At 38.5% G+C, this 12,343-nt stretch carries 12 protein-coding genes; 7 read left to right on the top strand and 5 right to left on the bottom strand.

The window, feature by feature from the left end; all coding sequences use genetic code 11:
- The first annotated feature begins 54 nt into the window (after nucleotides 1-54).
- Nucleotides 55-1,125, top strand: coding sequence for an AI-2E family transporter (locus A4G16_RS04320; protein WP_165888846.1), 1,071 nt, complete (start codon nucleotides 55-57; stop codon nucleotides 1,123-1,125).
- Between the two features lie 12 nt (nucleotides 1,126-1,137).
- Entirely contained in the window at nucleotides 1,138-2,073 is a 936-nt protein-coding gene (locus A4G16_RS04315; protein ID WP_165888845.1) for a gluconeogenesis factor YvcK family protein, read from the top strand.
- Nucleotides 2,074-2,163: 90 nt separating this feature from the next.
- Here the strand turns inward: A4G16_RS04315 and topA are convergent, their stop codons facing one another.
- Nucleotides 2,164-4,770: a type I DNA topoisomerase gene (gene topA, locus A4G16_RS04310; protein ID WP_165888844.1), complete on the bottom strand. Its 2,607-nt coding sequence runs from the start codon at nucleotides 4,768-4,770 to the stop codon at nucleotides 2,164-2,166.
- 129 nt (nucleotides 4,771-4,899) lie between these two features.
- On the opposite strand from topA, the gene A4G16_RS04305 reads away from it, so the two are divergent.
- Complete coding sequence (locus A4G16_RS04305; RefSeq protein WP_165888843.1) at nucleotides 4,900-5,790, top strand: LysR family transcriptional regulator; 891 nt, start codon at nucleotides 4,900-4,902, stop codon at nucleotides 5,788-5,790.
- Between the two features lie 51 nt (nucleotides 5,791-5,841).
- Here the strand turns inward: A4G16_RS04305 and A4G16_RS04300 are convergent, their stop codons facing one another.
- The 4 genes from A4G16_RS04300 to sspA all read right to left on the bottom strand — a co-directional run bounded on the left by A4G16_RS04300 (nucleotide 5,842) and on the right by sspA (nucleotide 8,372).
- Complete coding sequence (locus A4G16_RS04300) at nucleotides 5,842-6,102, bottom strand: GlsB/YeaQ/YmgE family stress response membrane protein (RefSeq protein WP_042803042.1); 261 nt, start codon at nucleotides 6,100-6,102, stop codon at nucleotides 5,842-5,844.
- A gap of 78 nt (nucleotides 6,103-6,180) precedes the next feature.
- Nucleotides 6,181-7,140, bottom strand: a complete 960-nt coding sequence (locus tag A4G16_RS04295; RefSeq protein ID WP_165888842.1) for an ABC transporter substrate-binding protein — start codon at nucleotides 7,138-7,140, stop codon at nucleotides 6,181-6,183.
- 192 nt (nucleotides 7,141-7,332) lie between these two features.
- Nucleotides 7,333-7,728 carry a ClpXP protease specificity-enhancing factor gene (locus A4G16_RS04290; RefSeq protein ID WP_165888841.1) on the bottom strand — a complete coding sequence of 132 codons (396 nt, stop codon included), beginning with the start codon at nucleotides 7,726-7,728 and terminating at the stop codon, nucleotides 7,333-7,335.
- Nucleotides 7,728-8,372 carry a stringent starvation protein SspA gene (gene sspA / locus A4G16_RS04285; protein ID WP_027074608.1) on the bottom strand — a complete coding sequence of 215 codons (645 nt, stop codon included), beginning with the start codon at nucleotides 8,370-8,372 and terminating at the stop codon, nucleotides 7,728-7,730. The genes A4G16_RS04290 and sspA overlap by 1 nt, the downstream gene beginning before the upstream one ends.
- A 170-nt stretch (nucleotides 8,373-8,542) precedes the next feature.
- Here sspA and purE point away from each other — a divergent pair, with 170 nt between their 5' ends.
- The 4 genes from purE to queA all read left to right on the top strand — a co-directional run bounded on the left by purE (nucleotide 8,543) and on the right by queA (nucleotide 12,329).
- Nucleotides 8,543-9,040, top strand: coding sequence for a 5-(carboxyamino)imidazole ribonucleotide mutase (gene purE, locus A4G16_RS04280; RefSeq protein ID WP_165888840.1), 498 nt, complete (start codon nucleotides 8,543-8,545; stop codon nucleotides 9,038-9,040).
- Nucleotides 9,041-9,046: 6 nt separating this feature from the next.
- Complete coding sequence (locus tag A4G16_RS04275) at nucleotides 9,047-10,012, top strand: asparaginase (RefSeq protein ID WP_165888839.1); 966 nt, start codon at nucleotides 9,047-9,049, stop codon at nucleotides 10,010-10,012.
- Nucleotides 10,013-10,031: 19 nt separating this feature from the next.
- Nucleotides 10,032-11,135, top strand: a complete 1,104-nt coding sequence (gene purK / locus A4G16_RS04270) for a 5-(carboxyamino)imidazole ribonucleotide synthase (RefSeq protein WP_165888838.1) — start codon at nucleotides 10,032-10,034, stop codon at nucleotides 11,133-11,135.
- 108 nt (nucleotides 11,136-11,243) lie between these two features.
- Nucleotides 11,244-12,329 (top strand): tRNA preQ1(34) S-adenosylmethionine ribosyltransferase-isomerase QueA, encoded by a 1,086-nt coding sequence (gene queA / locus A4G16_RS04265; protein ID WP_165888837.1) that lies wholly within the window; start codon nucleotides 11,244-11,246, stop codon nucleotides 12,327-12,329.
- The last annotated feature ends 14 nt before the right edge of the window (nucleotides 12,330-12,343 follow it).

The following is a 12,343-nucleotide window of genomic DNA, read 5'->3' as shown; positions in this document are numbered from 1 at the left end:
CTTTTCGCCTAGTTCACTAGGCGAATATTATCTTCGTTAATAAAAGGCAATACTATGTTTCAAATGTTACAAGATTGGTATCAAAAAAGGTTTACTGACCCACAAATTGTAGTGTTGCTTGGTATTCTATTCATTGGCTTTGGTATCATCTATTTTTTTAGTGATTTATTAATGCCGCTGTTGGTTGCTCTTGTATTTGCTTACTTGCTTGAATGGCCGATCCGTTTTTTAACGGTTAGGTTAAAACTCCCAAGAACGCTTAGTGTAACTTTAATTTTAGGGGGGTTTATTGCCCTACTCTCCTTTTTAGGCGTAGTGCTATTGCCTAGCCTATGGAATCAAGCTGTTACCTTCATTCAAGATCTTCCTTCAATGTTTAATTTACTGAATGCTTGGTTACAAGCCTTACCGGAACACTACCCGGAACTTGTAGATTATGCGACATTAGATTCTATCGTAAGCAAATTTAAAAGCCATATTCTAGGTATTGCAGAATCACTTTTAACCTTTTCAATTAATTCTATCATCAGTTTGGTCGGTTTAGGGATTTATGCATTTTTAGTGCCGTTAATGGTATTTTTCTTATTAAAAGATAAATTGGTTTTAATGCGCTCATTTAGCCGCATCCTACCGGAAAATCGCCGTTTAGCGACACGAGTCTGGTTTGAAATGCAGCAGCAAATCGCTAACTATATTCGTGGGAAGTTTTTGGAAATTATTATTGTGGGTGTTATAACCTACATTATTTTTCTCTTCTTTGGATTGCGTTATCCACTGCTGCTTTCTGTTGCTGTAGGGATTTCAGTTTTAGTACCTTATATTGGAGCAGTTTTAGTCAGCATCCCGGTTTTTCTTGTTGCTTTATTCCAATTTGGTTTATCACCTGATTTTTACTATGTTATGTTGGCCTTTATTATCAGCCAATTATTAGATGGAAATTTACTTGTGCCGTTTTTATTCTCTGAAGCGGTCAATGTTCATCCTCTCACTATCATTATTGCTGTACTTATTTTCGGTGGATTATGGGGATTTTGGGGGGTATTTTTTGCCATTCCTTTAGCGACATTAGTTAAAGCTGTTATCCAAGCTTTGCCATCTAATGATACAGAGGTAACTTCAGTTTAAGAAATCAGTTCAATGGAAAATACGAAATTAGATTCTACTCAATATAAACCTCCCCGACACTCAAAACTAAATCAGCTTAGTGCTGTAGTTGCCCTCGGGGGCGGACACGGTCTTGGGCGTTTATTATCAGCGCTATCTTTCTTAAAAGAAAGACTTACCGGCATTGTTGCAACTACGGATAACGGTGGTTCAACAGGACGTATTCGCTCACAACAAGGCGGTATTGCTTGGGGAGATTTACGTAATTGCCTTAATCAAATTATTGTCAAACCGACTGTTGCTTCTAATCTGTTTGAATATCGCTTTGGAGGCAGCGGAGAGTTAAACGGGCATAATCTAGGCAATTTAATTTTGACTGCACTTGAAAATATGCAGATTAGACCGCTTGAAGGTATCAATTTAGTTCGAGATCTACTGCATGTGCGTTCTCAGCTTATTCCAATGTCTGAAATTCCCGTCCATATAATCGCAAAGCTCCACTCCGGCGAGTCAATCTTTGGTGAAGTAGAAATAGATGCCTTAGAAGAAACCCCTTGCAGTTTACATTTAGATAAGGTCGTTTTAGCTACCCCTGAAGCAGTATCTGCAATTTATGCTTCTGAATTAATCTTACTCGGACCCGGGAGCTTTTTTACCAGCATTATGCCAAACTTGCTAGTGCCCGAAATAGCCCAAACTATTTCCGAAAGTGAAGCTCAAGTTATTTTTATTGATAATATTGGACAGGAGCATGGCCCAGCGGGTGCATTATCTCTTAAGCAGCGAATTGAATGGATTGAGAGCTGTATCGGTAAGCAGCGAATTAATGCTGTTATCACAACCGATGATGAACAATCTCAGTTACCCCCTCATATTTGTGTACTTCGGGAGAATCTATCAGCGGATGACATTACCTATCGCCATGACCGTAATAAATTAAGTAAAGCGATTGATAAGCTAATAGAATGATTCTTATGTCCATAACACAGAAACAAGCGGTTAAATTCCTCGTATTTTTTGCAAAATAATGATGAAATTTAACCGCTTGTTAATTATGGATTATTTAGTCCGCTCTACCCATTTTCCATCAAGGTAATCCATAATCCATTTAGTTGCTTTACCGTTTTTCTCTGAAGTAACATATTGACGCTTCTCTTTACGACTAAAGCGGATAATAGCCTCATTTCCTTCCGGATCTTGTTGCGGAGCATCAGCAAGATACTGCAATTTTTCTGGCAGACGATCACGATATAATGCTAATTCTGCCACTTTAGGCGCTCGGCTCTCGCGCACTTTCGGGAAATTATGTGCTGACATAAAAACACCACTTGCTCCATCGCGTAAAACAAAATATGCATCCGCTTTTTCACATTTAAGTTCAGGAAAGGCGATAGGATCTTCCTTAGGTGGTGCAACCTCCCCGTTTTTGAGTATTTTGCGGGTGTTATCACAACTTGTACAACCCATATATTTTCCGAAACGACCTAATTTTAGGTGCATATCTGCTCCGCATTTGTCGCATTCCACTACAGGACCTTCATAACCTTTAATTTTAAAGGTGCCTTGTTCAACAATATAGCCATCACAATTTGGGTTGTTACCGCAAATATGTAATTTTCGCTCAGCATCAATGACATAGCTATCCATCGCTGAATCACACTTCGGACAACGTTTACGAGCCATTAAAGCTTTTGTTTCAGACTCTGAATCCAGTACATTTAAAAGCTCCGCTTCAGGGATCAGATTCATTGTGGTCTTACAACGCTCTTTTGGCGGCAATGCATAGCCGGTACAGCCTAAAAAGACACCGGTTGATGCAGTTCGAATAGCCATTTTTCTTCCACAAGTTGGGCAATCAATCTCTGTCGGTACAATGCTGTTTGGCTTCATTCCACCTTCAAGTTCATCAAGCTCTGCTTGGGTCAATTCCTGCGAGAAATCTTTGAAGAAAGCATTTAATTCCTCCTTCCAGTTTTTATGTCCTCCTGCAATTTGGTCAAGCACTTCTTCCATATTAGCGGTGAAGTCATAATTCATTAAATCTTTGAAGGATTCATTTAGGCGATCGGTCACCACTTCACCAATTTTTTCTACATAGAAGCGCTTATTTTCCGTTCTTACGTAACCGCGTTCTTGAATAGTAGAAATAATAGAGGCGTAGGTAGATGGACGACCAATTTTTCGTTCTTCTAATTCTGCAACTAAAGAGGCTTCATTAAAACGTGCCGGTGGCTTGGTAAAATGCTGGCTCGGAATAACTTCATCTAATTTCAATTTCTGATGTAACTCTACCTGTGGTAATTCCTGATCTTCCGGATTTTTGCCTTGTACTGGCAATACACGAGTCCAACCATCAAAACGCATTACCTGTCCACTGGCTTTTAACTCATAATTCCCCGCAATCACGGTTAAAGAGGTTGAATCATAACGTGCCGGCAACATTTGACAAGCTAAGAAGCGACGCCAAATTAAATCGTATAAACGCTCGGCATCTTTATCCATTCCTTTTAAATCTGACATTTTTACGTTCACATCAGATGGGCGAATCGCCTCGTGAGCCTCTTGAGCATTATCTTTACTACGATACATATTTGGTTTTTCTGGCAAATAATTCGCCCCGAATTCGCTTTCAACATAACCACGAGCCATCGCTAATGCTTCACGGCTTAGATTAGTTGAATCGGTACGCATATAGGTAATATAACCTGCCTCATACAAGCGTTGTGCCAACATCATAGTTTTCTTTACACCAAAGCCTAAACGTGTACTTGCAGTACGCTGTAACGTTGATGTAATGAATGGTGCGGAAGCACGAGAACTGGTTTCTTTCGCTTCAATATTAGAAACAATAAATTCACTTTGCTCTAAATCGCGAACAGCAATCTTAGCTTCATCCTCGTTTTTAGCAGCAAACTTTTTGCCTTTATAAGATGTTAATTCAAGCGGTAATTTTTTTCGATTAATTTGCGTATTGGCAGCAATCGTCCAAAATTCTTCACTTTGGAAGGCTTTAATTTCACGCTCACGTTCAACTAATAATTTAACTGCAACGGATTGAACTCGCCCTGCAGATAGACCTCTTGCTACTTTTTTCCACAATAATGGTGAGACCATAAAGCCGACGACTCTGTCTAAAAAACGACGGGTTTGCTGTGAATTGACGCGGTCGATATTAAGTGGCTGTGGATCTTCAAATGCTTTTTTTATCGCGTCTTTAGTAATTTCGTTAAACACCACGCGACTAAAGCGACTATCATCACCTCCAATAATTTCACGTAAATGCCAAGCAATCGCTTCCCCTTCTCTATCCAAGTCGGTTGCTAAATAGATATGATCTGCTTTTTTAGCTAAAGATTTGAGTTCTGAGACGACTTTTTCCTTGTCTGGCATAATTTGGTAATTAGCTTTCCAACCGTTATAGGGATCGATCCCCATACGTTTAACCAAAGCAGTGCGTTCTTTTTCTGCTTTAACTTTAGCCTTTTCTTCTACGCTCATCCCTTTAGTTGAAATCGATTTCGCTTTTTCTGCTTTTTCATCAGTACCGCTTTTCGGTAGATCGCGAATATGCCCCACACTCGATTTTACAACATAGTTACTGCCTAGATATTGATTAATTTTTTTTGCCTTAGCCGGAGACTCCACAATAACAAGTGATTTTCCCATGTTTTTTTACCTGATTTTTAATAATTATTTAAAATAATATGAAATTATTTCTTTTAAAGTTGATTTTTTCATATACTATTTTTACGATAGCAAGCCTTAGAAAAAATTACAATATAAAGAAGCGAGAAAATGGATAAACTAAACGCAATCAGTTTATTTTGCAAAGTCATTGAGACCCAAAGTTTTACACAAGCTGCTCAACAAGAGCAGATATCACTACCAATGGCAAGTAAGTTAGTCTCACAACTGGAAGAATACCTTAATGTTCGTTTGCTCCAGCGAACAACGAGAAAAATTACCCCAACGGAAGCCGGCTTGCTCTATTATCAGCATTGTTTACCTATTTTAAATGAACTTAAAGAAGCAGAGGCAAATGTAAGTAATATTAGCTCTACCCTTCAAGGGAAAATCACTATGTCTGTGCCAATGGATTTTGGCTCTCGCTTTATTGCTCCTTACCTAGGCAAATTTATGGAAGATTATCCAAATTTAGAGCTTCATATTGAATTTAGTGATCGTCGAGTAGATGTGATTGCTGAAGGTTTCGATTTGGTATTGCGTATCGGTAGTTTGTCTGACAGCTCTATTGTAGCAAAAAAAATTGCAGATTCTCATTTGATGTTAGTTGCCTCTCCCGATTATCTAGCTCAATATGGCGAGCCTCAATCTCTGGAAGAACTCACTGAAAGAGACTGTTTACTTTATGAATATCACCAACAATGGCATTTTACTCAGCAAGGGCAAAAAATAAATATTAAACCCAAAGGCAAAATTTATAGTAACAATGGTCATGCTTTAGTACAAATGGCAAAGGCGGGATTGGGTATTATTAATATTCCTAAATTTTTAATAAAAGAAGAGCTTAAAAATGCAGAATTAATACCGATTATGTTATTTTTAGAGCAAGACTCTTTACAAATCAGCTTACTTTATCCAAACCGTCGTTATCTTTCACCAAAAGTACGAGTGTTGATCGATTTCTTCTCTCAACTTATGCAAGAACAAAAAGAGTATATATAAATAAAAAAATAAGCAGTTATATTCATAACTGCTTATTTTAAGATTCTTTAATTAGTCAAAAATTTTTAATTTTCTCAAAATAAAAATTAAAAGTGCGGCTCCTAATACACCAAAGAAGATACCAACAATATTAAACTCACCAGCACGGTATGCAGAACCGATTCCTAATAAATCGCCGAATAACCAACGACCTAAAGATGATCCAACAATACCAACGATAATATTTTTGCAAAGCCCACCGTCACTTTTCATTACAATTGATGCTAACCAACCAATAATAGCACCTACAATAATTGCTGCTATCCATTCCATAATATACCCCTTAGAATTGAAAGTGAGAAATAACTTTACAACATTTGTTTATATAAAACAAACTATTTATGCTTATATTTAGAACTTTTCCTTTGCCTCTTTTAATAAAGTTTCAGATACCATAATCCCTAATTCTTTTGCTGTTTTAGTATTAATTGAAAGTTCTAGCTGACTCACTTCTTGCGTTGGAATTGTACCTGCTTTTTCTCCTCTTAATACACGGGCAGCACTTTTCCCTGTTGCAACACCAATATCATACTGGTTTACTGCATAAGCAGCAATTGCACCACGCTGTACAGTATCACGATCTGCTGCAATCACAGGAATTTTGGCTTCTAAAGCTGCTTTATGTAATGCTTCATAAGCAGAAACTACGGCATTATCTTCAGAAATATAAATTGCTTGTACTTTGCCGTTTAAGCTACGTGCCGCTGTACCAATATCTGCACTACGTTGAACAGCTACAGGTACTACGTTGATTCCTTGTTTTTTAGCTTCTTCTTTTAACTCTTCTAATACAATAGCAGAATTAACCTCACCTGCACTATAAACATACCCAACTGCTTTTAATTGAGGTACCAATGTTTTAATTAACTTAACTTGTGGTTCGATAGGCTTATGGTCTGAAATACCGGTTACGTTAGTGCCGCTTGGTTCCCAGGATTTCACTAATTTTGCCGTTACAGGATCTGTCACGCCTGAGAATACAATTGGAATAGAGCGTGTTGCTGCGACAACCGGTTGGGCTGAAGGGGTGGTAATTGGAATAATGATATCCGCTTTATCGCCAACAAATTTTCTCGCAATTTGTGCTGCTGTTGCAGTACTGCCTTGAGCAGATTGATAGTCTATTTTAATATTTTTGCCATCAACAAAGCCTTCGCGAGCCAGCTCCTCAACAACACCTTTGCGAATTGAATCTAACGCGGGGTGCTCAACAATAGCAGTAATCGCAACATTGTGAATTTTATCTTGGCTAAAAGCAGCCACTGAAAGGGTACTTAATAGTGTAATCAATAAAGTTTTACGAAATTTCATAGCATTCTCCTAAATTTGACTTATCGTACTATTGTGATAGTACAAATTAAAATCAAGATAAGCAATTTCAAGCAATAGTGCAAGAGGAATTTCAGAAAATTTGCTTTAAAAACAAACAAGCGGTTAAATTTTGAATGAGTTTTGCAAAAAAACATGTAAATTTAACCGCTTGTATGAATTATATTTATTAAATTATTTAACTAATTTTAATGTCGATTTCTTTGTTTTGACTTTCTGTTGCTGCTCTGTACGTGTCTGATGCGCTTCTTTAACGTAATATTCTTCATCTTGAAACATTACACCATCACCTGTTTCTTGAGCATAAATTGCTTCCATGGCGCCAAACGGAATATAAATATCGCGCAACATTCCCTGAAAACGAGCCCCAAAACTAATATACTCCTCTGCTACAATGTATTGACCAATTGAACGTGGTGAAATATTTAAAATAATTTTACCGTCTTTGATAAATTCAGTTGGCACATCTACATCCGGATATTCGGTATTAACTAAAAGATAAGGCGTGTTATCGTTATCAATAATCCAGTTATAGTAGGCATTATAAAGATAAGGTCTTAACGGTTTCATTAATCTTTATCGTCCATTAAATGTTTAGGTGCTTCACCACCCACAGATTGAATAAAGCTATCACGTTGGAAAACACGAGTCATATAAGCATTAATCGGTTTGGCTGTTGCACCGCTAAATTTCACGCCTAATATCTGCATACGCCACAATAATGGGGCGATATAGCAATCTACAAGGCTGAAATCATCACTCATAAAATAAGGTTTTGCGGCAAAAATAGGTGAAAGTGCTAAAATATCTTCTTTTAATTGAGCTAAGGCTTTTTTGCCTTCTGCCGATTCAGGAGCTTTATTTACAATATCAATTTGTGCATACCAATCTTGCTCAATACGGTACATATTTAAGCGACATTGCCCGCGGGAAACCGGGTAAACAGGCATTAATGGCGGATGTGGAAAACGCTCATCTAAATATTCCATAATGATACGTGGATTAAATAAGACTAATTCACGATCCACTAATGTTGGAATATTACCATAAGGATTTAACTCTAAGAGATCTTCAGAAATACTACCTAGCATAACGTTCTCAATTTCATAAGGAACTCCTTTTTCTGCCAATACAATACGCACTTGGTGGCTATAAATATCCTGTTTATCTGAAAAAAGAGTCATTACTGAACGTTTGTTTATACTACTCGTCATTTATATCTCCGATGATTAAGTTAAAAAAGTAAAATGGTTGTCGATTATATCATATTTTAACCAACAGATAACAGCCCTAAAATTTGCCTTATTTCTACAAATGCTAAAGCAAACGTTTGCTTTATGTGTTATTATTATGTTGTTTTACATTAGCAAGATAAGGATTTAAAATGCCAAAGAAAGCTGAAATTGCAATCGTGATGGGATCTAAAAGTGATTGGACAACCATGTCTGAAGCAACACAAATTTTAGACCAATTCGGTTTAGCCTACCATGTTGAAGTGGTATCTGCTCACCGTACCCCTGATAAACTATTTTCTTTCTCAGAAACGGCACAGTCTAATGGATATAAAGTGATCATTGCAGGTGCAGGAGGGGCAGCCCACTTACCCGGTATGATTGCAGCGAAAACGATTGTGCCTGTATTGGGGGTGCCAGTAAAAAGCTCGATGCTAAGTGGTATAGATAGCCTCTACTCTATTGTGCAAATGCCCAAAGGCATTCCGGTTGGAACTCTCGCAATTGGTCCTTCCGGTGCGGCAAATGCGGCTTTATTGGCTGCGCAAATTTTAGCAATGTTTAACCCAGAAATTGCAGAAAAATTAAATATGTTTCGCAAAACACAAACACAGCTTATATTAGATAATCCAGATCCTCGTGTTAAATAAATAGAAATGTCCAAAAAATTATTAATAATCCACACCGGTGGAACAATCTCAATGCAAGAAGGAAAAGATGGAAAAGTCGCTCCTTCTACAGAAAATCCTTTATTAGCCTCGCTAGAACGTTTAAATCATCCGGCAAAATTAAGCCAAGAATCCTTATTTAATGTGCCCTCTCCGCACATAAATATTAAACATTGGCAGCTTTTAAAACAGCGTATTGAAGAAGCTGTTTTAAAAGAAAATATGGATGCTATTGTCATTACGCACGGAACCGACACCTTAGAAGAAACTTCTTATTTTCTAGATTTAGCCTTAAGTGTAAATGTTCCTATTGTCATTACCGGAGCCATGCGTTCAAGTAACGAGCTAGGCTCAGATGGTTTAATCAACCTACAAAGTGCAATTTTGGTTGCATTAAATGAAGAAAGCAAGGACAAAGGGGTTTTAGTTGTGATGAATGATGAAATCCATCATGCTAAATTTGTCACCAAAACTCATACGACCAATGTAGCGACATTCCAAACACCAACATTTGGACCTTGCGGTTTAGTCAGCAAAAATTCAGTCATTTTTTTCCAAAAATTGACCGCTTACGAGCGCTTCCCAATTGAAACGCTAACTAAAAATAACGTACAGCTACTTAAAGCATACGCAGGTATGGATAGCTTTTTACTTGAACAACTCGCAAAAAGCTGTTGCGATGGTGTGGTTATCGAAGCCTTAGGCGCAGGTAATCTTCCTCCAAGCTGCTTAGATGGTCTTGAGGCGCTATTACAAGCTAAAATTCCTATCGTGATAGTTTCCCGCGCGTTCAATGGTATTACCCAAGATGTGTATGATTATGTCGGTGGTGGAAAGCAGCTAAAACCAAAAGGCGTAATTTTTACCAAAGGATTAAGCGGACAAAAAGCCCGTATCAAGTTAATGGTATTACTGAATCAAAAACTAGACAAACCATTACCTGACTACTTTTAATTTTTCGAGAACAATAAATATGCAAAAAAGTACCATTTACCCCCCAATTTATGTGTTAGGTAACGGTCAACTTGGCAGAATGTTACGCTACGCCGGCGCGCCATTGGATATTGAAGTCAAACCGCTTGCTTTTGATACGCCGGTGTTTGACATTGAACCTAACAGCATTATTACCGCTGAAATTGAGCGTTGGGCAGATACGCCATTAACTCAACTGCTCGGCAATCACAAAAATTTCGTGAATTTAGCTGTATTTGGTTGCTTGGCAGACCGCTTCACACAAAAATCGCTACTCGACCGACTTGGTTTAGCTACTTCCCCGTGGCAATTAGTAGAAAGTGCCGAACAATGGCAACAGATTTTCCAAAATATCGGTGAAAAGGTGGTAGTAAAACGCCGTTCTGGCGGTTATGACGGACGTGGACAATGGATTGTGACAGAAACATCCGTTAATCAAATTACTGAAGATTTATTCGGCGAAGTGATTGCAGAAAAATTTATCCCTTTTGATGGTGAAATTTCAGTAGTTGGGGCAAGGTTCCGTGATGGTTCAACTCGCTTCTACCCGATTTCTCACAACTTACAGCAAAACGGTATTTTGCGTTATTCCGTTTCTGATGTAAATTTACCAAATCAAGCCATTTACCAACAACAAGCCGAACAGATGCTCAGTTCAGTCATGCAAGAGCTAGATTATATCGGTGTAATGGCAATGGAATGCTTTGTTGTAGGCGATCAATTGCTGATTAACGAGCTAGCTCCTCGTGTTCATAATAGTGGCCATTGGACCCAACTCGGATGTTCTATCAGCCAATTTGAGCTGCATTTGCGTGCATTACTTGATTTACCAACCCCGCAATTGCAACAAATTGCCCCAAGCGTGATGGTAAACCTCATTGGCATTGAACATTCTAACCAATGGTTAAACCTGCCTTTTGCACAACTGCATTGGTATGGTAAAGAAGTCCGAGCCGGCAGAAAAGTGGGGCACATCAACCTCACCCACCCCGATAAAAAGGTACTGATTGACTTACTCGAACAACTCCGCCCAAATTTAACTGAAGATTTTAATTCAGGACTTGATTGGGCGATTAAAAAGCTAAAAACAAGCGGTCAAAATTAAGCGAAACTTTGCAAATCCTCTTTTATGAATGGCATAGATTCCTGACCTATGCTGTTTTTTATGCTATCATCACCGCCATTTTTATGATTTTAAAGAGATAGGATAACCGTGTTAGTTTCAGACTTTCATTTTGATTTGCCCGATGAGCTGATTGCTCGCTACCCGACAGCTGAACGTTCTGCCAGCCGTTTGCTGCATTTAAACGGAGAAACGGGAAAATTTGCCGATCAGCAATTTACTGATTTATTTGGTCATATCAACGCTGGCGATTTATTAATTTTTAATAACACTCGTGTGATTCCAGCTCGCCTGTATGGGCGTAAACCGAGTGGAGGTAAAGTAGAGGCCTTAGTAGAACGCGTGTTAGATGAACATCGTTGTTTAGCTCACGTTAAAGCCTCAAAAGCCCCGAAAGAAGGAGCTGAGCTGATTTTTGGTGAAGACAAATTAGGCGAAGGAAACGGCTTTATTGCCAAAATGGTTGCCCGCCACGATACGCTATTTGAGCTGGAATTTAATGCGAACACCCCGTTGTTTGATTTATTACAGCAAGCAGGACACATGCCTCTGCCACCTTATATCGACCGTCCTGATGAAGATGCCGACCAAGAACGTTATCAAACTGTTTATAGTAAAGTGTTAGGTGCGGTCGCAGCTCCAACTGCCGGCTTGCATTTTGATAATGCGATGTTGGAAAAACTAAAAGCGAAAGGCGTGGATATTGCCTTTGTGACCTTACACGTAGGAGCAGGAACTTTCCAGCCGGTGCGTGTTGATACTATTGAGGCACATAAAATGCACGCAGAATATGCGGAGGTAAGCCAAGAGGTAGTCGATAAAATTCTGGCAACCAAAGCTAGCGGTAAACGTGTGATTGCAGTAGGAACCACCTCTGTTCGATCAGTGGAAAGTGCAGCTCAAGCAGCTGAATCCGAGGGTAAATTAATCGCTCCATTTTTCTCTGATACTGCCATTTTCCTTTATCCGGGTAAAACGTTTAAAGTGGTTGATGCATTAGTGACCAATTTCCATTTACCTGAATCTACTCTGATAATGTTGGTTTCTGCTTTTGCCGGCTATAAAAACACGATGAATGCTTATGCTCACGCCGTTGAAAAACAGTACCGTTTTTTCAGTTATGGTGATGCTATGTTCATCAATAAAAACCCAAATGCATTAAATGATATACCGTAACTAAAAATTCCCTT

The organism is Mannheimia granulomatis, assembly GCF_011455695.1.
In the GTDB taxonomy this organism is placed as follows: domain Bacteria; phylum Pseudomonadota; class Gammaproteobacteria; order Enterobacterales; family Pasteurellaceae; genus Mannheimia; species Mannheimia granulomatis_A.
Note: the sequence above shows the minus strand (reverse complement) of the source record. Positions and strands in the feature narration are given on the sequence as shown.